13 protein-coding genes are annotated in these 23,801 nt (G+C 34.5%); 11 read left to right on the plus strand and 2 right to left on the minus strand.

The window, feature by feature from the left end; genetic code table 11:
• Position 1: 1 nt before the first annotated feature.
• Positions 2-1,531: an alkaline phosphatase PhoX gene (locus A6I66_RS04090; protein WP_067145890.1), complete on the minus strand. Its 1,530-nt coding sequence runs from the start codon at positions 1,529-1,531 to the stop codon at positions 2-4.
• 269 nt (positions 1,532-1,800) lie between these two features.
• On the opposite strand from A6I66_RS04090, the gene bshC reads away from it, so the two are divergent.
• The 5 genes from bshC (at position 1,801) to A6I66_RS04115 (ending at position 9,057) form a co-directional block, all read left to right on the plus strand.
• On the plus strand, positions 1,801-3,402 hold the full coding sequence (gene bshC, locus A6I66_RS04095; RefSeq protein WP_067145892.1) for a bacillithiol biosynthesis cysteine-adding enzyme BshC: 1,602 nt from the start codon (positions 1,801-1,803) through the stop codon (positions 3,400-3,402).
• Positions 3,403-3,496: 94 nt separating this feature from the next.
• The gene (locus A6I66_RS04100) at positions 3,497-4,870 is read left to right on the plus strand and encodes a pyridoxal phosphate-dependent decarboxylase family protein (RefSeq protein WP_067145894.1); all 1,374 of its coding nucleotides are present in this window, start codon (positions 3,497-3,499) and stop codon (positions 4,868-4,870) included.
• A 62-nt stretch (positions 4,871-4,932) separates the two neighbouring features.
• Positions 4,933-6,468, plus strand: coding sequence for a glutamine-hydrolyzing GMP synthase (guaA, locus tag A6I66_RS04105; protein WP_067145896.1), 1,536 nt, complete (start codon positions 4,933-4,935; stop codon positions 6,466-6,468).
• A 291-nt stretch (positions 6,469-6,759) separates the two neighbouring features.
• Positions 6,760-8,700 (plus strand): LysM peptidoglycan-binding domain-containing protein, encoded by a 1,941-nt coding sequence (locus A6I66_RS04110; protein ID WP_067145899.1) that lies wholly within the window; start codon positions 6,760-6,762, stop codon positions 8,698-8,700.
• 129 nt (positions 8,701-8,829) lie between these two features.
• Complete coding sequence (locus tag A6I66_RS04115; protein ID WP_067145901.1) at positions 8,830-9,057, plus strand: DUF3820 family protein; 228 nt, start codon at positions 8,830-8,832, stop codon at positions 9,055-9,057.
• Positions 9,058-9,069: 12 nt separating this feature from the next.
• Here the strand turns inward: A6I66_RS04115 and A6I66_RS04120 are convergent, their stop codons facing one another.
• Positions 9,070-9,309, minus strand: coding sequence for a hypothetical protein (locus tag A6I66_RS04120; protein ID WP_067145903.1), 240 nt, complete (start codon positions 9,307-9,309; stop codon positions 9,070-9,072).
• A 136-nt stretch (positions 9,310-9,445) separates the two neighbouring features.
• Here A6I66_RS04120 and A6I66_RS04125 point away from each other — a divergent pair, with 136 nt between their 5' ends.
• From A6I66_RS04125 to A6I66_RS04150, 6 genes are all read left to right on the plus strand, one after another.
• The gene (locus A6I66_RS04125) at positions 9,446-11,401 is read left to right on the plus strand and encodes a peptidylprolyl isomerase (RefSeq protein ID WP_067145905.1); all 1,956 of its coding nucleotides are present in this window, start codon (positions 9,446-9,448) and stop codon (positions 11,399-11,401) included.
• A 5-nt stretch (positions 11,402-11,406) separates the two neighbouring features.
• Entirely contained in the window at positions 11,407-12,258 is an 852-nt protein-coding gene (locus tag A6I66_RS04130; protein ID WP_067145906.1) for a peptidylprolyl isomerase, read from the plus strand.
• Complete coding sequence (locus A6I66_RS04135) at positions 12,221-13,675, plus strand: peptidylprolyl isomerase (RefSeq protein ID WP_067145908.1); 1,455 nt, start codon at positions 12,221-12,223, stop codon at positions 13,673-13,675. The genes A6I66_RS04130 and A6I66_RS04135 overlap by 38 nt, the downstream gene beginning before the upstream one ends.
• Positions 13,676-13,678: 3 nt before the next feature.
• Positions 13,679-14,632 (plus strand): AAA family ATPase, encoded by a 954-nt coding sequence (locus A6I66_RS04140; RefSeq protein WP_067145911.1) that lies wholly within the window; start codon positions 13,679-13,681, stop codon positions 14,630-14,632.
• 557 nt (positions 14,633-15,189) lie between these two features.
• Positions 15,190-17,967 carry a bifunctional aconitate hydratase 2/2-methylisocitrate dehydratase gene (locus A6I66_RS04145; protein WP_067145913.1) on the plus strand — a complete coding sequence of 926 codons (2,778 nt, stop codon included), beginning with the start codon at positions 15,190-15,192 and terminating at the stop codon, positions 17,965-17,967.
• 316 nt (positions 17,968-18,283) lie between these two features.
• Positions 18,284-23,782: an alpha-2-macroglobulin family protein gene (locus A6I66_RS04150; protein WP_067145915.1), complete on the plus strand. Its 5,499-nt coding sequence runs from the start codon at positions 18,284-18,286 to the stop codon at positions 23,780-23,782.
• Positions 23,783-23,801: the final 19 nt, after the last annotated feature.

The raw sequence follows: 23,801 nt of genomic DNA on the forward strand, positions 1-23,801 counted from the left end.
TTTATCTGTCTAATCCAGTAATTTTAAATAATGTAGAACCTTCTTTGTTGGCGCTATCAGATGAGTTAGCTTTAGGATCTGTAAAAGAAGAACCATCAGCAGGAACCCAACCGTGATTTTGAGTGATGATGATAAAGGTATTTTCACCGTTGTTTACTTCTTCTGTAACATCAATCATTCCTGTGATCTCCCAATAATTTGATGTGCTTCCATAGCCTTGAGCTGCAGCCGTGTCTTGATCACATTCTAAAACCGTTTTAAATGCTCCTGTATTTAAATCGTATTGATACACTTTAGCATAACCTTGGATGTTAGAGTTTAAGTTAGCGTAACCATTGGGGTCTTCTTGAATATAGGCGTAGTTTTCTGTTACTAAAATGTTATCTGGCGAGTGGAAACCATCTGCCTTTCCACCAACGATATCGCCATCTAAAACACAAGTGATTTTCGCAGCTCCAGCTGGATCTTTTTCATTTAATACTACCTTGTAAATACGTCCTAATAAAGAGCCCTTACCAACTAAATCTGGGTAATTTCTTCCTGTTACACAAAAATAAATCTCTCTTTGGTTAGCAGCAGAACCACGTCTCCAATCGATATCTTCTAATCTAGAGAAGCCCATAACGCCTTTAGCCTTAGCTTCAGCATCTAATAAATCGATTTGTGTTTCGTTTAATTCAACAAATTCAGCATCGTATTCTACACCTTCAGCCATATCCATTTCAAAATCAATTCCAGCCGTTGTTACTTTTAATCCGTAAAGCTTTCCATCGTCAAAATTCCCACGACTTCCAACATACATACCTAATTGTCCAGAAGGCACAGAGTTATCAGAGTGGTCGTCACCTATAAATGCAACAGTTTTAGTTTGGTAAGCATCTTTACCAATAACTACAGCATTTTCGGTAGACCATTGGCCTAATTTTGGTAACATGATGGCAGTATCAGCATTATCTACAGATTTATATGGGTTAACTGCAAATACACCTTTTGAAGAACCTCCCCATTCACCTCCAGATAAATATAAAGGACCAAAACCGTGTTCTTCTGGAGTAATCATAGATCCAGAACATTGTGCAGTATAGGCTGTAGCAAACGCATTTAAAATGTATTCACCGTACATAGGTTTTAAATCTTCGTTTAATTTAATTCTAGCAATAGAATAATCGCCTTCAAGGTTGTTAATTAAAGTAAAAGACCCATCATCTTCAGCTAATAATCCAGCACCATCGGCTAGTGAACCGTAAACGAACTCAGGAGAACTTTCTAGAACATCTTCAGAAGATAGAAGTGGAGTGACTTCAATAGAAGAGAATGCAGGGTCTACCTTATAAAAGTTAGGTGTTCTTGACGATTCAAGAGGAATCAAGTCTTCAACAGAATAATCGGCGCCATCCTCACCGTCTTGTCCATCTTGACCGTTAGTACCGTCTACACCATCTTTTCCGTCTTCGCCATCACAAGCGACCAACACCGTACTCGTGGCTGTAAGTACTAATAAAAGCAGTAAAAGTTTAAATAAGTTTTTCATAATTAAAAATTGATAAATTGTTTGGTTTATGTTATTACCAAATGTATTATGAGTGCACGGGAAACTTGTTATGTGATTAATGTTGAATGATTAACTTAGGGTTAGTTGAAAGTTAATAACGTTAAGTAAGGATTAATACAGTGCTTAGACAAAGCTTTAAAAGTTACCTCAGGATTAATTAGTGGTTAAGCCAAATAGAAGCATCTTAACTTAATTTTTAGATTTGTTAAAATAGAATAACAGTATATTTACGTGATTTTTTACTGAACATGCAGCATAAAACCCTTCCTTTTAATAAAACCGGCTATTTTTCATCATTAATTTGTGACTATTTAGCTGAAAGTGAAATATTACAGCCGTTTTATAACAGGTTTCCGAACTTGGATAATTTTAAACTTCAGATTGAAGAAAAAAGCAAGTCTTTTAGTTTGGAGTCTCGAAACACTTTGGTTGCCGTTCTAAAGGAACAATATAAAAACCTGGAAACGTCTAAACTGGTGTTAAGTCAGATTGAATTGTTGCAATCCGAAAACACTTTTACAGTTACTACCGGACATCAATTAAATTTATTTACCGGGCCCTTATATTTCTTATATAAAATTGTTTCGGCCATAAACCTCGCTAAAACATTAAAAAAGGAACATTCCGAAAGCAACTTTGTACCTATATATTGGATGGCTACGGAAGATCATGATTTCGATGAAATCAACTATTTTAATTTTAAAGGAAAAAAAGTACAGTGGAATCGCGAATCCACTGGGCCTGTAGGTGAATTATCTATAGAAGGTTTACAAGCCGTTTTTGATGTTTTTTCAGAAGAATTAGGTTCTACAACACATGCTGAAACCATTAAGGAACTTTTTAAGAAGGCGTATTTGGATCATGATAATCTATCTGATGCGACTCGTTTTCTAGCCAATGCTTTATTTCAAGAGTATGGCTTAGTTATTTTAGATGCTAATAATGCGCGTTTGAAAAGGGGTTTTATTCCTTTTATGAAGCAGGAACTTTTAAATCAAGTGTCGTTTCAAGCGGTTTCTAAAACCAACGATGACCTTACAGTAGCTTTTCAAGACTACAAAATACAGGTTAATCCTAGAGAAATAAATCTATTTTACATTGATGATCAGTTACGAGAACGTATCGTTTTTGAAGATGAGGTGTATAAAGTTTTAAACACAAACCTTCAATGGAACGAAGATGAATTGTTACAGGAATTAAATGAAAATCCCCAACGGTTTTCGCCAAACGTTATCATGCGTCCTTTATATCAAGAAGTCATTTTACCCAACCTATGCTATATTGGTGGAGGCGGAGAATTGGCCTATTGGTTTCAGCTGAAAGGCTTTTTTAATGCCGTTGATGTACCTTTTCCCATGTTATTGTTGCGAAATTCTGTTTTAATTCAGACTGAAAATCAGCTTAAAAAATTAAAAAATTTAGATATTTCTACACAAGATTTATTTTTGAAACAAAGTACCTTCATCAATAAAAAAGTACGTGAAATTTCTAATATAGATATTGATTTCTCTACTCAGAAAAAACATCTAAAAGAACAATTTCTAGCTTTATACGATCTGGCCGAACAAACCGATAAATCTTTTTTGGGAGCCGTAAAAGCGCAAGAAGTGAAGCAATTAAAAGGCTTAGGTCATCTAGAAAAACGATTGTTGCAAGCCCAGAAACGAAAATTATCCGATGAGGTTTTGCGTATGACCGACCTTCAAAATGAGCTATTCCCAAATAAGAGTCTGCAAGAACGAAACACCAATTTTTCTCAATTTTATTTGGAGTATGGTGAAAAGCTTGTGCCTAGTCTTATTGAAAACTTGAATCCTTTAAGTGGTGCCTTTTCGATATTGACATTATAATTTTCTAAAAAAGCTTTTCGATTAAATGCTGTTAAAATTTCACAGTTTCTAATGATAAGCTTAATTTTGGATTTTTATATAAAATATAACTTAAATGCATAAGATTGACTTTGATTTGGTAGAGATGACTATGGATACTATGAAATATGTTATCGATAGGGTGTCCTCTACAACCACAAAAATTGGAAAACCTAAAAAAGCTGAAGAGTTAAAGGCCTTAGTTGGCGAAACCGTTACCGAAAAGGGAATTGGTGGCGAATATGCTTTTAAGTTATGGCGTAAACATCTTGCTGGGGCTAATGTGCCTGTGGATCACCCTAGAAATTTAGCTTTTGTACCAGCTTCGCCAACCAGAGCAGCCATTATGTTCGATTTAGTGACAGCAGCTTCAAGTATTCATGGTGCCTATTGGATGGAAGGTGCTGGAGGTATTTTTTGTGAAAATGAAGCCATGCGCTGGATGGTGTCTTTAACAGGTTTACCTGAAGGAGCTTTTGGTGTGTTTACAAGTGGAGGAACCGCTGCAAACCTTTCGGCTATTGTAACTGCTCGCGAATATTGGCGTAATAGTGATGCCGAACATAAATCTCAAAAAGGACTTATTATTACTTCTATCGGTGCACACTCATCGGTGAAAGCCATGGCAAAAGTTGCCGATATCGATGTGGTTCTTGTCGATACCGAAGATTGCTTAGAAAAAGAAGCGCTGCAAGATGCTATTAATGCCTTATCGCCTAAAGAAAAACGACGCTTGTTTGCTGTTGTAGGGACTGGAGGAACTACAAATGCCGGAATTATAGATGATTTGGAGGGTATTGCTCAAGTTTGTGAACAAGAAAATTTATGGTTTCATGTGGATGCCGCTTATGGCGGAGGGGCTTTAATGGCCCAATCTGTGAAGCATTTGTTTAAAGGTATTGATAAAGCTGATAGTATTACTATCGATCCGCATAAGTGGATGTTCTCACCATACGATTGTGGTGCAGTAATTTATAAAAACCCGGAGTTAGCAAAGGATGCGCATTCTCAGGAAGGTTCCTATTTAGATATTTTTAAAGATGAAGGCGCTCATGGTTTTAATCCAACCGATTATCAAATACAATTAACACGCCGGGTAAGAGGTTTACCTTTATGGTTTTCATTAGCCATGCACGGTACCGATAAATATAAAGAAGCTGTAGAACGTGGTATAGAATTGGCTCAAATTGCAGGGCGTTTAATAGAAGAAATGCCACATGTCGAATTGGTAAGAGATCCTAGTTTGTCATGTGTTTTATACAGAAGAATAGGGTGGGAGCCGGATGATTACACGCATTGGACTTACGAAAATCATAAGTCAGGCTTTGCTTTAGTTACGCCTACAAAGTGGAAAACAGGTAATACTTTTGAGACGGTTTCGCGTTTCTGCTTTATTAATCCAGATACTACTGAGGAAGATATTCGCATGATTTTAGAAACCATGGCTTAAAAAAAACCTCAAAAAAACGGTTAGGTAATTCGTCAATAAAAAATCAATTCATATTTTTGCGCATGCAACATGATAAGGTACTAATTTTAGACTTCGGATCGCAATACACTCAACTTATTGCTCGTCGAGTTAGAGAACTCAACATCTACTCCGAAATACATCCATTTAACAAAATTCCAACCAACTTAGAAGAATACAAAGCAGTGATTCTTTCTGGTAGCCCAAACTCTGTTAGAGGCGAAGACGCTTTGCACCCTGAATTAAAAGGAATAAGAGGGGTTAAGCCAATGCTAGCTGTGTGTTACGGAGCGCAATACTTAGCACACTTTTCAGGTGGCGAAGTGGCACCTTCAAATACGAGAGAGTATGGTCGTGCGAATTTGTCATTTATCAAAACAGAAGAAGCATTTTTTGAAAATATCAGTCAAGGTAGCCAAGTATGGATGAGCCATTCTGATACCATTAAAAAATTACCAGAAAATGGTGTGTTACTAGCAAGTACCACCGATGTTGAAAATGCGGCTTATAAAATTGAAGGAGAAACAACCTTTGCTATTCAGTTCCATCCTGAAGTTTACCACTCTACAGATGGTAAACAACTTTTAGAAAACTTTTTAGTAGGTATTGCAGGACTTAATCAAGATTGGACGCCAGATTCATTTGTTGAAGAAACCGTTGAGGCCATAAAGGCAAAAGTAGGCGGCGACAAAGTTGTTTTAGGGCTTTCAGGAGGTGTAGATTCTACCGTAGCTGCAGTACTTTTAAACAAAGCCATTGGAGCAAATTTATACTGTATTTTTGTAAATAACGGCTTGCTTCGTAAAAACGAATTCGAGAGCGTTTTAAAGCAATACGAAGGCATGGGGCTTAACGTAAAAGGTGTTGATGCTTCCGATAGATTCTTAGCTGCTTTAGCAGGAATTGAAGATCCAGAATTAAAACGTAAAGCCATCGGAAATGCTTTTATAGAAGTATTCGACGATGAAGCTCATAAATTAGAAGATGTAAAATGGTTAGCTCAAGGAACCATTTATCCAGATGTTATTGAAAGTGTTTCTGCAACCGGAGGGCCTTCAGCTACAATTAAAAGTCATCATAATGTAGGAGGATTACCTGATTTTATGAAACTTAAAATCGTAGAGCCTTTAAGAGCTATTTTTAAAGATGAGGTAAGACGTGTTGGTGCAACCTTAGGCATCGATCCAGAATTACTTGGTCGTCACCCATTCCCTGGTCCAGGATTAGGAATCCGTATTTTAGGCGATATTACGGCCGAAAAGGTACGTATACTTCAAGAAGTAGATGCTATTTTTATCAACGGACTTAAAACTTGGGGACTATACGATAAAGTATGGCAAGCTGGTGCCATGTTATTACCTGTAAATAGTGTTGGTGTTATGGGCGATGAGCGTACCTATGAAAAATGTGTGGCACTACGTGCTGTTGAAAGTACCGATGGTATGACAGCCGATTGGGTTAATTTACCATACGAGTTCCTTCAAAAAATATCAAACGATATTATAAATAAAGTAAAAGGTGTAAACAGAGTAGTTTACGATATTAGTTCAAAACCACCTGCAACAATTGAGTGGGAATAAAGATGATGACTGAAACCTTTAAATTTTGTGATTTAGGATTAAATACATAATTTTGGTTTCAGCATACTATATGAAAAAAGAGAGAGGCTGTACAGAAAGTAAAATTTTCGTCAACCTGAACTTGATTCAGGTTCTCCTAACTACTGGTTATCAGTATGATGAGATTCTGAAATAAATTCAGAATGACGTGTTTAATACTTTTTAGACCGCCTCTTTTTTATTTACAATTAATGTAATATGGCGTAGGTATTTACGTTTTACTATCTTTATATTAGCAGATAATAACAAACTATGAATAGAATATTATTAGTACTGGTTTTTGTATTGACTTTTACAAGTGTTAAGGCTCAAAATTTTAGCACACATAACGTTAAAGCAGGAGAAACCGTTGAAAGTTTAGCTAAACGTTATTTTGTAACACCTTCAGATATTTACAAGTTAAATCCAGATGCTAAAAGAGGGTTAAAACCGAATACGATATTAATAATTCCTATTTCGAAAGCCGAAAAACCTAAAACCACAACTACAGTTTCAAGAGAGTTTCAAGGATTAAAACCTCACCGAGTTAAGCGAAAAGAGACTTTGTATAGCTTGTCTAAAATGTACAATGTTGAGGAGGCCGATATCAAAAAACACAACACTTTTTTATACTCAAACCCCTTACGAAAAGGAGATAAGATTCAAATTCCTGTTTACAAAACAGTAAAGGTTATTGAAGAAGTAAAACCTACTAAAGAGTATACGGTTTTACCAAAAGAAGGGAAGTGGCGTGTCGCTTATAAATTCGGAATTACCTTAAAAGAATTGGAAGCCCTAAATCCAGATATGGGTGATGTTTTAAATGAAGGGCAAGTTTTATTGGTGCCTAATATTGAAGAGACTGAAGAAAAAGTTATCGACGAACAGAAGTACAGCTACTATAAAGTTTTACCTAAAGAAGGCTTTTACAGGCTTAAAATAAAATTAGATTTAGAACAATCGGAATTAGAGGCGCTTAATCCAGGTTTAGCTGAAACTGGACTGAAATCAGGTATGATTCTAAAAATACCGTTTTCTGAAGAAGTTGCGCCTATAGTAGGAGGTTCGGTAGCCGAAAAAGTAAATCTTGTTGATAGTATTTCGAATCGTAAAACACAGCACATTGCAGTGATGTTGCCTTTCCGATTAAATCGTGTAGATTTTGATTCTGTCTCACATACCAAAAACAGCATCAAAAGTGATCCGTATTTAAATGCTTCTTTAGAATTTTATTCAGGAGTATTAGTTGCTGTCGATTCTTTGAAAAAACTTGGAATTTCATTGAAACTAGATGTTTATGATACTAAAAATAGTGTAAGTGAGGTGTCTAAAATTGTGGAAGACCATAATTTTAAAAATGTCGATGCTGTTATTGGTCCGTTAACATCTATGTGTTTCGATAAAGTGGCTTCTGCTTTAAATGCCGATCATATCCCAGTGGTATCACCTATAGGGCTAAATTTAAACCTGCGTGATAATGTTTTTCAATCTCGTCCTTCAGATGAATTGTTAAAACAAAAAATCGTCAATTTTGTAAAAGCAGATACACTTAATTATAACGTGTTAATTGTTTCCGATTCTAAAACTTCAGCGATAGCTAGAGATCTTAAAAATGATTTTCCTGTAGCTCATCATGTTGAATCGAGAAAAGGTAAAAATGGTAAAGATGAGTTTTTTGCTACGCGAGAAGATATAAGTAAAGGCCTAAAGCCAGGAAAAAACTATGTGTTTTTAGAAACTAAGGATGAAGGGTTTGCTTCCAATGTTACAAGTATTTTGGCTTCTTTAATTCGAAAAGAAAATACGGAAACTCAGCAACAAGCCGTTGAAATTATTTTAGTAACAACAAACATAAACACAGCTTTTGAAGGCGATCAAATTAATAACAACCATTTGTCTAAACTGCGTTTTCATTTTGCAACGGGCTCATTGGAGTATAACGAAAGTCAGGATAATTCTTTTGTAAAAACGTATAACCGTATTTATAACACTATTCCTAATAAACGCGCTGTTAAAGGGTTTGATTTAGCTATGGATGTTGCTTTACGATTGGCTTCTTCCAACGATTTATACATGTCCACAGTTAATGCGCCTCTTACGGAATATGTTGAGAATAAATTTGCTTATAAAAAACAACGCTTAGGGGGTTATTATAATGATTCAGCGTATTTGGTAATGCACGATAATTTAACCATAGTTAAAGTTCAGGATTAACGGTTTATAGATTGTATTATATGTGAGGCTGTTTGAAAAGTAAGTTTTATCGACTATTCAAACAGCCTCTTTTTTAGAATCTTTATTAAAAAAGTGACGTTAAAATTAACCGATTAGTTTAAAATAAACATGTTACCAGATCAACAGTTTTTAATAGATTTAGCACATACCAAAATGCCTTTTGGTAAGTATAAAGATCGGTATTTAATCGATTTACCCGAGTATTATGTAGTTTGGTATCATAGCAAAGGATTTCCTAAAGGGAAGTTGGGCCTTATGTTAGAACAAGTTTACGAACTTAAGTTAAATGGCTTAGAGAATATTATTCGTAATATAAAAAGGCAATTCCCCAAATAGCTGAAAATTGTTTTACTCTGCGGTATAAACTTGACCACGATGAGGTTTTAAGGCATCTCGTATAGGTTTCATCTCATTTTCATTGACAACCAAAAAGGCAATGCTATGCATATCACTTAAGTTAGAAACTCCTGTAATACTAATATCAAGGTTTTCAATTTTAATGTATTCTTTTAAATGAATATTATGGTGAATTGCGGTTTGTTCTGCATTTGGGCCATGAAAGTCCCAAATAAGTTTGAGTTTGCGCATGTGAATATTTTAAAAATTCAAAAGGTAAAAATACATAAAAGGGATGAAATATATGCCTCTTTTAATCGTTCATAAAACAACTTGCAATCTACGTTTATATTGCTATTTTTGTATCCTTTGAAAATAATTTAACTCTATGAAATTGAAATATTTTTTTATATTTTTTTCTTCTTTTATAGCCTTTAATGCTTTGGCTCAATCTACTGAAGAAGACGTCTTATTTACCGTAGGAAATGATCCAGTTTATGCTTCGGAATTTATTAGAGTGTACCAAAAAAACTTAGATCTGGTTCAAGATGAGTCCCAAAAGGATGTTGATGAATACTTAAAGCTTTTTACCAGCTATAAGTTGAAAATTAAGGAAGCAAGAAGTCAGGGTTTTCATGAAAAACCAGGCTATAAAAAAGAACTAGAAAGCTATAAAAAACAACTTGCAAAGAATTATATTTCAGATCCTAAAGCTACCGATGCATTGGTCGAGGAGGCCTACGAGCGTATTACTGAAGATGTAAACGCCAATCATATTTTAGTAAAAGTTGCTGAAGATGCGAGTTCAGAAGATACCTTAGCAGCTTATAATAAAATTGTAAAACTAAGGGAACGCACTGAAAAGGAAGGCTTCGAAAAAGTTAGAAAAGAAGTGCATAATGGAAAAACCATTTACGGAGAAGCTTTAGGGTACTTTTCTGGGTTTAAAATGGTCTATGATTTTGAAACCATGGCTTACAATACTCCTGTTGGAGCAACATCTCAGCCTTTTAGAACGCGATTTGGATATCATATATTACATGTTATCGATAAGCGAAAATCTGAAGGTGAACGTGAAGTAGGGCATATCATGATTACTACAGGACAAGAAGCGAACGATTCGATTGTAGGTCAAGCTGAAGAAAAAATTAATGAAGTTTATGCTAAAATTAACCAAGGCGATTCTTTTGAAGCTTTAGCGAAACAGTTTTCACAGGATACTAATTCAGCAGAAAAAGGAGGGAAATTACGCGCTTTTAGTCGCGGACAAATAAGTGCTGAAGCCTTTGAAAATGTCGCTTTTAATTTGAAAAATGAAGGTGATATTTCCAAACCGTTTCAAACTAAATTCGGATGGCATATTATCAAGTTATATCAAATTATTCCAGTTCCTGACTTTGAAACTATGAAACCAGAGCTTGTTGAAAAAGTGAAACGAGATTCAAGATCTAAAATTATTGATCAGGCATTAATTGATAGCTTAAAGAAAAAATATGATATTGATGACACACAAGTGCCATTATCTTATTTCGAATCAATTTTAAACGAGAATTATTTTAAAAACTCATGGGGACTTCCTAGCAATTTTTCTTCAGAAAAGGTTTTCTTAAACATTCAAGAAGAGCAAATTTCTTATAAAGAATTCGGTGATTATCTTTTGAAAACACAGCGTCAATCAAGAAAAAAAATGCCTCTTAATGACCTGGTAGAGGAAAAATATCAATCTTTTTTAAAGGACCATCTAATCGAATATCAAGAGGCGCATTTAGAAACTGAAAACGAAGAGTATGCTTCGGTAGTTCACGAATACAGAGACGGACTATTGTTATTCGAACTTATGGAAAACACGATTTGGAACACGGCTCAAACCGATTCTTTAGAAGTGAAAAAATATTACGAAACACATCAGTCAGACTATAACTTTCCTGAACGGATTGATGCGGTAATCGCTTCTTCGTCTAAGAAAAAAGATATAAAAACGGTTTCTAAATTATTAGAGCACAATGAAGATGTTGAAACGATTAAGTCAGCGGTAAATAAAAACGGTGATGTTAATGTTATCTTCACCTCTGGTGTAGTGGAAGCCGACCATCAAGGACTACCAAAGAATTTCGAATTTAAAAAAGGTGTTTCTAAAATTTTTAAACACAATGATGCTTATGTCGTAGTTCAGGTTAAAGACGTTTTTCCTAAGAAACAAAAAACATTTGAAGAAGCAAAAGGTCTGGTGGTTAACGATTACCAAACTCTAAAAGAAGAAAAATGGATTGGTAGTTTAGAGGAAAAGTATGAAGTTAAAGTGAACCAGGACGTTTTCAAAAAAGTAAAAAATCAACTTAAATAAAAAGGGTGCGCATTAGAATCAGTTTATTATTGCTTGGGGTGTTAGTGGTTTCTTGTGGTTATTTTAATAAATCAGAAGAAATAGATGCCGTGGCTCGGGTTAATACCAGTTATTTATATCACGATGATATTAGTGGCTTGGTTCCCGCCGACGCTTCAGAAGCAGATAGCATCTTAATTGTCCATAATTTTATTAACCGTTGGGCAACACAACAATTGCTTGTTGATGGTGCCATGGTAAATTTAAGTCAGGAAAAACAGGACGCTTTTAATAAACTTGTCGTTCAGTATAAAAATGATTTATACACCAAAGCTTATGTTGAAGCACTTGTAAAGCGCAGTATAGATACCCTGGTAACTATAGACGAAGCTAACAGTTATTACGAGGAAAATAAGGAAGTTTTCAAACTAAACGAAGAACTTATAAAATTCCGATACATTCATGTTGATGAAAATATCATCAATTATAACGACATAAATGAGCGATTCCAGAGGTATAGCGAAAAGGATAAAAAAGTATTAGATTCCATCTCTATTCAGTTTAAATCTTATTCCTTAAATGATTCAATTTGGATTAAGTTGAGTCAGGTGGTAAACAAAATTCCAGCGGTAAATTCTGAAAATAAAGACGAACTGTTAAAAAAATCTAATTTTATACAGCTCAAAGATTCATTAGGAGTATATTTGATGCAAATTAATGATTTTTTACTGCGTAATAATACTGCCCCGTTAGAGTATGTTAAGCCTACTATTGATCAAATCGTGATTAATAAACGAAAGCTAGAATTAATTAAAGAGTTAGAAAAAGATATCACAAAAGATGCCATTAAAAATAAACAATTTGAAATTTATAAATAATTTGAAGCATATATGGGTTTTTAGCATGACTTTCCTTTTTGTAGGAATTATGACTGGCCAAGAAATTATTGAAGAAGAGGTTCCTGAACAGGTAGTGACGAAGGTAGATTCTGTTAAAACTCAAAATGCGAGAAAGATTGATGGCGTTGCAGCAGTGGTAGGAAATTATATCGTTTTGGATTCTGATATCAAAAAGGAAAGAGAGCAAGTTAAGGCTGCTGGAGGTTCTTTAGAAGGGGTAGATGATTGTGAATTATTTGGTTTGATGTTAGAGCGTAAATTATATGCCCACCACGCGATTCAAGACAGTCTTCCAGTCTCGGATGCCGAAATTAGAAAAAATGTAGATTACCAAATTGAACAGTTTTTACAACAAACCAACGGTTCCATGGAAAAACTTTTAGAGTTCTATAATAAAGAGGATGAAAAAAGTTTTAGGGATGATATGTTTGAAATTAATAAGGCCAATGAGTTGGCTAATAAAATGCAAGCACATATTGTAGAAGAAGTTGAAATTACTCCTGAAGAGGTTAGAACTTTTTTTAATAGCCTGCCTGAAGATGAACGTCCAACTTTTGGGGCGGAACTTAAAGTAGCGCAAATCGTTGCCGAGCCTCAAGTATCAGAAGAAGAGAAGCAAAAAATTATAGACCGCCTAAAAGGTTTCAAAAAAGATATTGTTGAGAACGGTGCAAGTTTCCGTTCTAAAGCGGTGTTGTATTCTGACGATCCAGGATCGGCAAGTAAAGGAGGAAAATACACGCTGAATAAGAAAAAGCCTAAAATGGTAAAGGAGTTTAGACAAGTAGCTTTTTCTTTAGAAGAAGGTCAGATTTCAGAACCTTTTGCAACCGATTATGGGTACCATATTATCATGCTTGAAAAAATCAGAGGTCAAGAATATGATGTTGCACACATACTTCTAATTCCTAAGGTTTCTCAAAAGGCAATTGACGAAGCTAAAGAGCGCCTAGAGAAAGTTAGAAAGCGTATTATAGATGGCGATATTTCATTTGCTGAAGCCGCAAAAGAAGTAAGTGACGAGAAGGAAACTAAAAATGATGGCGGACAATTAATCAACCCAACAACACAAGATTATAATTTTGAACTTACTAGAATGGATCCTGAGTTATATGCTCAAATTCAAAACTTAAAGGATGATGAAGTAAGTTTGGTTTTAAAAGAAGAAGATAGAACAGGAAAAGTAAAGTTTAAAATTTTAAAAGTAACCGATAGAATCGACGAGCATGAAGCTGATTATGGTAGGGATTATTTAAAAATTAAAGAGTTAGCGCTAGATCAGAAAAAGATTAAAGCGATTGAAGAATGGCAGGAGGAACATATTTTAGATACCTATATTAAAATTAGCGGTGAGTTTAGAAATTGCGATTTTACTGGAAATTGGTTAAAAAAATAATATATGTCAGACGTAGCAGCACTAGAATCATTCGTTAAACAATTCAAAAATTTAAAATCCGAAATAGCTAAAGTTATTATTGGTCAGGATGAAGTTGTTACTCAAATTTTAATTTCTATATTTTCTGGAGGCCATGCCTTGCTAATTGGAGTACCCGGATTAGCCAAAACTTTAATGGTAAATACCATTGCACAGACGCTGGGTTTAGATTTCAAACGCATTCAGTTTACCCCAGATTTAATGCCTAGTGATATTCTTGGGAGTGAAGTGTTGGATGAAGATCGTCGCTTTAAATTCATAAAAGGACCTATTTTTTCTAACATCATTTTAGCCGATGAGATTAATAGAACACCTCCAAAAACGCAAGCTGCATTATTAGAAGCCATGCAAGAACGTGCGGTAACTGTAGCAGGACACCATTATAAACTAAGTTTGCCTTATTTTGTATTAGCGACTCAAAACCCTATTGAGCAGGAAGGTACTTATCCTTTACCTGAAGCACAGTTGGACCGTTTTATGTTTGCGATTCATTTAGATTACCCAACTTTCGATGAAGAAGTTGAAGTTATTAAATCTACAACTACAGACAATACAGTTAAGCTGAATACCTTGTTTTCTTCAGAAGAAATTATACAATTTCAACATCTAATAAGGAGAATTCCAGTTGCTGATAATGTGATTGAATACGCCGTGACTTTAGTAGGTAAAACCAGACCAAACTCTGATGCAGCACCAGAATTAGTCAAAAAATATATCGATTGGGGAGCAGGACCTCGAGCGTCTCAAAACTTGGTATTAGCCGCAAAAACTCATGCCGCAATAAAAGGTAAGTTTTCTCCTGATATAGAAGATATTCAAGCGGTTGCATTTGGTGTTCTAAGACATCGAATTATTAAAAATTACAAGGCAGAAGCAGAAGGTGTTTCCGAAGAACAGATTATTGCCAGTTTATTTTAAGAGGTAATCCAATCCATTTAGTTTTATGCTATCCTAAATATTCCAGGGTTTATTACTGGATACAATCTTTATAGGTCTCAAAATATTCAATAGGCTGTTTCTTTAAAGATAATAATTCATCAAATACTCGTTTTCCAAAAAAAACAGATGACTTCTTCAGACATTTAAAATCCTAAATTTTAATGAAGAAATACCATGATATATTCAATCAGCATGAATTATCTACTTCTAAACAAGGTTTAAATACAAACATAAAAATTTAATTAGGGTATTGGTATTGTCAATTCGGTAATTATTTATGAATATTTATGTCAAAAATTAAATGATTTTAAATAATTATGACACAATAATAATTTGGAAGTATTACTTATCGTATAAGAGGAATTCCTTTTAAAAATAAGGTTTTTATTTTGTATTTTGCGAAGCCTAAAAAAATAAATGGCCTTTAGGTCGCTTGCTTTATTGTGTCACAGTAAATTCGAGTTCTATATAAGAATAATTTAACAGCTGTTAAATTATGATCTACAAGTAATGCCAAACCAGATTAATTCTATTTTATGAATATTTATAACGATTATCTCAAGGAGATTGAAGAAAGAAAAGAACAAGGTCTTCACCCTAAGCCAATTGATGGTGCAGAATTATTAAGCGTAATTATTGAGCAAATTAAAGATGTAGATAATGAACATAGAGAAGATTCTCTAAACTTCTTTATCTATAACGTTTTGCCTGGAACCACAAGCGCTGCTGGTGTAAAAGCTAAATTTTTAAAGGAAATCATTCTTGGAGAGTCTGTTGTTAAAGAAATCACTCCTGCTTTTGCTTTAGAGCAATTGTCACATATGAAAGGTGGTCCATCAATTGGAGTACTTTTAGATATTGCACTTGGTGATGATGAAGCTATCGCTAAAGAGGCTGCTGAAGTTTTAAAAACTCAAGTTTTCCTTTATGAAGCTGATACTGCTCGTTTAGAAGCAGCTTATAAAGCAGGAAATAGTATCGCTAAAGAACTTATTGAAAGTTATGCTAAAGCAGAATTTTTCACGAAGCTTCCTGAGGTAGAAGAAAAAATTGAAGTTGTTACTTTTATTGCCGGTGTAGGTGATATTTCTACCGATTTATTATCTCCAGGTGGTGATGCGCACTCAAGATCAGATCGTGAATTACATGGTCAATGTATTTTTGAGCATAATAAAGCTCAACAAGAAGAACTTAAAGCCTTACAAGCGCAACATCCTGATAAACGTGTAATGTTAATTGCCGAAAAAGGAACGATGGGTGTAGGTTCATCTAGAATGTCAGGTGTAAATAATGTGGCTTTATGGACAGGTGTTAAAGCTAGTCCTTATGTACCATTTATAAATATTGCTCCAATTATTGCTGGAACAAATGGTATTTCTCCAATTTTCTTAACGACTGTAGGTGTAACAGGAGGTATTGGAATCGATTTAAAAAACTGGGTTAAAAAGACTGATGCTGAAGGCAATGTTATTAAAGATGAAAACGGCGATCCTGTTTTAGAAGAAAAATACTCTGTAGCTACAGGAACAGTACTTACTGTAAATACTAAAGAGAAAAAATTATACCACGGTGACCAAGAATTAATTGATATTTCAGCGTCATTAACACCTCAAAAAGTTGAGTTTATTAAAGCTGGAGGATCATATGCTGTTGTTTTTGGTAAAAAACTTCAAACGTTTGCATCTAAAGTTTTAGGTATTGATGTCATTCCTGTTTATGCGCCATCAAAAGAAATTTCTATTGAAGGTCAGGGACTTACTGCTGTTGAAAAAATATTTAATAAAAATGCTGTAGGAACAACACCAGGTAAAGTATTACACGCTGGGTCAGATGTTCGTGTTGAAGTTAATATTGTAGGATCTCAAGATACTACAGGATTAATGACATCTCAAGAATTAGAGATGATGGCAGCGACTATTATTTCTCCTATTGTAGACGGGGCATACCAATCAGGTTGTCATACCGCTTCTGTTTGGGATAATAAATCTAAAGCTAACATTCCAAGATTGATGAAATTCATGAACGATTTTGGATTGATTACAGCGCGTGACCCTAAAGGGAAATATCACGCCATGACCGATGTTATTCACAAGGTTTTAAATGATATCACTGTTGATGACTGGGCTATTATTATTGGTGGCGATTCTCACACGAGAATGTCTAAAGGTGTGGCTTTTGGAGCAGATTCAGGAACCGTAGCCTTAGCTCTTGCAACTGGTGAGGCGTCTATGCCAATTCCTCAATCGGTTAAAGTGACTTTTAAAGGTGAAATGTTACCTTACATGGATTTTCGTGATGTGGTACATGCTACACAACAACAAATGCTTTCTCAATTTGGTGGAGACAACGTATTCCAAGGTCGTATTATTGAAGTACACTTAGGAACATTAACTGCCGATCAAGCCTTTACGTTTACAGATTGGACTGCAGAGATGAAAGCAAAAGCATCGATCTGTATTTCTGAAGATGCTACTTTAATTGAATCTTTAGAGATCGCTAAGAGTAGAATCCAAATCATGATCGATAAAGGTATGGATAATGATCTTAACGTGCTTAAAGGATTAATTGCGATTGCTGATAAGAGAATTAATGAAATTAAAACTGGAGAAAAACCAGCTTTAACTCCAGATGCTAATGCCAAGTATTTTGCTGAAGTAGAAATTGATCTTGATGAAATTCAAGAGCCAATGATTGCCGATCCAGATGTAAATAATGAAGATGTTTCTAAACGTTATACGCATGATACCATCAGACCATTATCTTATTACGGTGGAACGAAGCAAGTAGATTTAGGTTTCGTTGGATCTTGTATGGTTCACAAAGGAGACATGAAAATATTAGCTCAAATGTTGAAAAACATTGAAGATTTACATGGTAAAGTTGAGTTTAAAGCGCCTTTAGTTGTTGCTCCTCCAACATATAATATTGTTGATGAGTTAAAAGCAGAAGGAGATTGGGAAGTATTACAAAAATACTCTGGTTTCGAATTTGATGATAACGATCCTAAAGCAGCTGCACGTACGAAATACGAGAATATGCTTTATTTAGAGCGTCCAGGTTGTAACCTTTGTATGGGTAACCAAGAAAAAGCTGAGCCAGGTGATACGGTAATGGCGACTTCTACACGTTTATTCCAAGGTCGTGTGGTAAAAGATTCTGGTGAGAAAAAAGGTGAATCTTTATTATCATCTACACCAGTTGTTGTATTATCAACTATTTTAGGAAGAACTCCTGATTTGGTAGAATATCAAGCTGCTGTAAAAGGTATCAATCTTACAAAGTTTAAGCCTTCAAGCAAGTTGTTAGTGGTGTAATTAAAACACTGATTTCTTATAAATATTAAAGCCTGAGTTTTTTAACTCGGGCTTTTTTTTGTTCCGAATTATTCATTAGCCCAACATCTTTTCTTCTACTTTGATGCTTGAATAACTTCCTGCTAATGATTTAATTAATCTTTATTTATAAAATAGTTTTAGTTTGAATATTATTAAAGTAGGTTTTTTCCTATTTTTGCAGGCTTGTAAAATACATGAGTTTTTAATGGTGGTCAATTTAAAATGAAATAACAAGTCCGTCAATATAAATTATCGTGTTTTTAAAATAAGTAAACCCAAACTCAACCATATTTTCATGAAATATTTTTCTTTAGTAGTAGCGTTAGCTATTCTGTTTTTTACTGGATGTAAAGACGATTCAAGTGAAACTTTAAATAACATTCAAAAGTTTAAAGATCATATATTTGAAGTATCCACTGGAATTATTTCTACTAAATCGGACATTAAAGTGGTTTTAATTAATCCGATGAAAGATGTTTCTTCTGAAGTTGAGTTAGACAAAAGTATTTTAAAAGTGTCTCCGAAGGTTTCAGGTAAAGTTGTTGCACTAAACAACAGAACGATTGCCTTTATTCCTGATAATAAATTTGAATCAGATACTAGATATACGTTTACTTTAGATTTGGGAGCGCTTCAAGACGTAAGCAGTGAATATGAAAGTTTTGTTTTTGACGTAAAAACAATCAAACAGGATTTTCAAGTGGTTACAAATAATTTAGAAAGTTACTCTAGAGATTGGCAGTATTTAAATGGCACTTTAAGATCTAGTGATGTAATTTCAAAATCAGTAGCAGAAAAGTTAATAACGGCTAAACTTAAAGGTAAATCCTTACCGGTAAAAATCCTAAATGAGAGTTTAGAGGACAATTATTTTAAATTTAAAATAGACAGTATCAGGCGTTATGAAAAGGATAGTTACCTTGAAATAGAATGGGATGGTAGTGATTTTGATATTGATACAGAAGGTGATTATACCTTTAATGTTCCAGGTAAAAACAATTTTAAAGTTGTCGATATCAATGTTTTTGATGAAAAGAATAAATACATAGAAATTAATTTTTCCGATCCCATAAAAAAGGACTTTAACATAAGTGGTTTTATAACTGTTGAAGGCAAAAAAAGTTTATCATTTTCATTTATTAACAATGTGGTTCGTGTTTATGTAGGTCATTTGGAAGAAACCAAAACATTAACCATTAAAAGTGGTATTATAAACCAATATGGATATAAACTTAAGCGGTCTTTATCTAAAGAAATTAGTTTTGAAGAAATTAAACCCAATGTAAAACTATTACAAAATGGTACTATCTTACCAACTTCAGAAAACCTTAAATTTAATTTTGAAGCAGTAAACTTAAAGGCTGTTGATGTTACTGTTATTAAAATTTTTGAAGATAATGTATTGCAATTTCTTCAAAATAATAATTTAAGGGATAGCACCGAACTTTTACGTGTTGCTAGACCCATAGCTAAGAAGACCATTAATTTAGCGAAATATAAAACCGATTTGTCAAATTGGAAATCCTATTCAGTAGATTTAAAAAACATCATCAATCCCGATCCTGGCGCTATTTATCGTGTGGAACTTAATTTCAAAAAGAAATATTCTAATTATCAATGTGCAGGTGAGGACACTAGTGAAATTGAAGAAACTGTAATTAATTACGATCAAGAAGCTGCAGAGTCGAGTAATTGGGATAGCTCCTATTATAATGAAGGTAGTGATGAATATAGTTGGAGAGCATCCGATAATCCTTGCGAACATTCCTATTACAGAAATAAAAAAGTTAGTACCAATCTATTAGCGTCCAATATTGGAGTTATTGTAAAACAAGGAGCGGATAACAATTACTTTATAGCGGTTAGTGATATTATTACAACCAACCCTATTTCAGATGCCGAGGTTAAATTCTATAACTATCAGCAACAATTAATAGGGAAACAAAAAACAGACGCCGATGGTAAACTTGTGTTTCCTATAACGTCAAAAGCATATTTTGCCGTAGTTACAAAAAACAAAGTAAGTACTTATGTTAAGTTAAATGATGGAAACGCATTATCTGTAAGTAAATTTGATGTTTCAGGAGCTGAGTTAAAACGAGGTTTAAAAGGTTTTATCTATGGTGAACGTGGGGTTTGGCGACCAGGAGATACCTTACATTTATCCTTTATGCTTAATGATATTAAAAACAAATTACCCGAAAATCACCCAGTCAAATTAGAAGTTTTAGAACCTTCTGGAGCCTTATATTTTTCAGAGATTAAAACCAATGGATTAAACAACTTTTACAAATTTACAGTGCCTATTAATGATGATAGCTATACAGGTTCTTGGATGGCTAAAGTGAGTGTTGGTGGTGCCGTATTTACAAAAAAACTAAGAATAGAATTTATTAAACCCAATAGGTTAAAAGTCAAAACTTCAATTCTAAATAAACTAATAACTAATAAAGAGGTTCAAGGAGACCTTGAGGCACTGTGGTTACATGGCGCTATTGCGAAGAATTTAAAGGCTGATGTGAATGTTACTTTTAGCCCAATAAAAACAACTTTTAAAGCTTTTCCTAGTTATGAATTTGATGACCCAACCAAGGTGTTTTCAGGAAATGATAAGCAGGTTTTTAATAGTAAATTAGATGGTGAAGGGAAGGGGCAGTTTTCATTCAATCCTAATATAAGTCGTACGGCTCCAGGTTTATTAAAAGCCACATTTGTTTCTAAAGTTTATGAGGAGGGCGGTGATTTTAGTACGGATGCTTTCTCTGCAAACTGTTCGCCTTATACTTCTTATGTTGGAATCTTAACACCAAAAGGTGGTGCCGCTCGAAATATGCTACTAACCGATACAAAACATAAATTTGAAGTGGCAACTGTAGATGGCTATGGAAAACCAACAGCTATTAAGGATATAAAAGTAAAGATTTTTAAAGTGAACCATAACTGGTGGTGGAATGAAGATGAAGATAACTTATCATCTTTTGATACAAGTTCTAACCATGAGGAAACGTTTTCAACTACGGTTTCTACAAATTCTGAAGGAAAAGCAACTTTCGAGTTTGAGTTGAAATATCCTGAATGGGGTCGCTATTTAGTATATGTCTTTAATAATGAGTCTGGACACTCCACAGGAAAAATGGTTTTCATCGATTGGCCAGGATGGGCAGGAAAGGCACGAAAAGGTGATCCTTCGGCGGCAACGATGCTTACTTTTTCAACCGACAAAGAACAGTATAAGGTGGGAGAGAAGGCTCTTGTTACTTTTCCTTCATCAGGTTCTGGAAGGGCTTTAGTTACTATAGAAAATGGCTCGGGCGTGATCTCATCATTATGGGTAAAGTCTAAGAAGGGCGATACGAAGTTTGAGTTGCCAATTACGGAAGATATGACCCCCAATGTTTATATAAACATCAGTGCATTACAAAACCATAATAATACCCAAAACGATTTGCCTATTCGTACGTTTGGATTAAAAGGCATTCATGTTGAAAATCCAGAAACGCGTTTAGAACCAAAAATTTCCATGCCAGATGTTTTAGCACCAGAAAAAGAGGTGGCTATCAAAGTTGCGGAAGCTAATGGCAAGGCAATGACCTATTCTATTGCTATCGTAGATGAAGGCCTATTAGATTTAACCCGATTCAAAACCCCTAACCCCTGGGAAACTTTTTATCAAAAGCAAGCATTAGGTGTGAAAACCTGGGATATTTATGATGATGTTATTGGTGCCTTTGGAGGAAAAATTAATCAAGTTTTTAGTATTGGAGGTGATGATATGCTTCAAGCAAGTAAGAATAAAAAAGCAAATCGATTTAAGCCTGTAGTTATTTATCAAGGGCCATTTAAACTGGATGCCGGTAAGAGTGAAACTCATAAAATCAAAATACCTAAATATATAGGCGCTGTTAAAACGATGGTGGTGGCTCATAATCCTGAAAAGGAGGCTTATGGTCATGCTGAAAAGTCTACGCCAGTTCGTAAACCTCTTATGGTGTTGGCTTCTATGGCAAGGAAGGTGGTTCCAGGCGAAAAAGTTAGAATTCCAGTGACGGTTTTTGCTATGGAAAATAAAATTAAAAGTGCCAATGTATCCATCAAAGTTAATCATGTATTTAAAGTCATTGGGAGGTCTACAAAAACAATATATTTTTCTGGTCCCGATGAAAAAATAGCATATTTTGATGTAGAAGTGCTTAAGGATGGTATTGGGAAAATTGATGTGAATGTTAGTGGACAAGGAGAAAAAGCATCTTATAGTTTAGAGCTAAATGCCTTTAATCCTAATCCAAAAACGATTGAATCTATAGCTGGTACCATGCAACCTAAAAGCTCACAAACATTCGAATTTAATACTTTTGGTGTATCAGGAACCAATGAGGTGCAATTAGAAGTTTCTGCTTTTCCTTCTATTGATTTTACCAGCAGAATAGCCTATTTAATTGCTTATCCTCATGGATGTGTAGAGCAAACAACATCTGCTGCTTTTCCGCAGTTATTTATTAATGATATTTTTAAAATTTCGGATGGCAAGAAAGATGAAACTCAAACAAACATTCAAATAGCCATAGATAAGTTATCTAAATTCCAAAAGGCCGCTGGTGGGTTTTCATATTGGCAAGGCCAGAGTTTTGCAGATGATTGGGCTACTAGCTATGTTGGGCATTTCTTTTTAGAAGCTGAGAAAAAGGGGTATGTACTTCCGTTGGATTTCAAAACAAGATGGATAGATTATCAAGAAAAGGAAGCGAAGCGTTGGAGTGAGTCAGATAATCAATTGGCTCAGGCTTATAGACTGTATACGCTAGCATTGGCTCAGGAACCAGACAAATATTCTATGAATAGGTTTCGTGAATTGGCCATTCAAAATACATTAAATGATGTTTCGAAATTACGATTAGCCGCAGCTTATACTTTATCAGGTAAACATAGCGTTGCTAAAGAATTAATTGGAGATTTTGATATTCATCAAGCTTTGGGCAGTATGGATGTAAGTGAAAGTAATTATGGCTCTAAACAGCGAAATTTAGCAATGATTTTAGAAACGTATATGCTTTTAGATGAACACTTAAAAGCCAAAACCATTGCGGATATTTTAGCAACCGAATTATCTAGCAATCAATATATGAGTACTCAAACGACGGCATATTGTCTTCTGGCCATGTCCAAATACGCCAATTATGTCGGGAATAAGGGTATTGACTTAACGTACAGTTTTAACGGACAAAAAATGCAATCTGTTAAAGCAGATAAAGCCTTAATACTTGAGGGCATTAAAGTTAATAAGGAACATAATACCTTTAAAATTGAAAATAAAAATGATAATGTTATTTATGTAAGACTAGCTAATATGGGGATATTACCTATTGGAAGTGAAAAGATTATTCATAATAACTTGACTTCAGAAATAACTTTTACAGATAAATCAGGAAATCATATAGATGTTTCTAGTATCAGTCAAGGAACAAACTTTGTAGCCCATATTACATTAACGAATCTAACTTCAGCTAAAATAGATAACGTGGCGTTAAAAGCTCTTTTTCCTTCAGGATGGGAAATTATTAATACGCGATTTAATACGGGAGCAAGTTTAAATTCTCAAATTACCCATGAAGATATTAGAGATGATCGGGTTAATTTTTATTTCGACTTAAATCCGAATCAAACAAAAAGGTTTAAAGTGTTATTAAATGCATCGTATTTGGGGAGTTATTATTTACCAGGGTTACAGGCAGAGGCCATGTACGATCAAAATTATTTTACCCGTGCAGAAGGGCAATGGGTTGAAGTTACGAAATAAAGAATGTTAAGGCGTATCA

The organism is Pseudotamlana agarivorans (assembly GCF_001642835.1).
GTDB lineage: Bacteria > Bacteroidota > Bacteroidia > Flavobacteriales > Flavobacteriaceae > Pseudotamlana > Pseudotamlana agarivorans.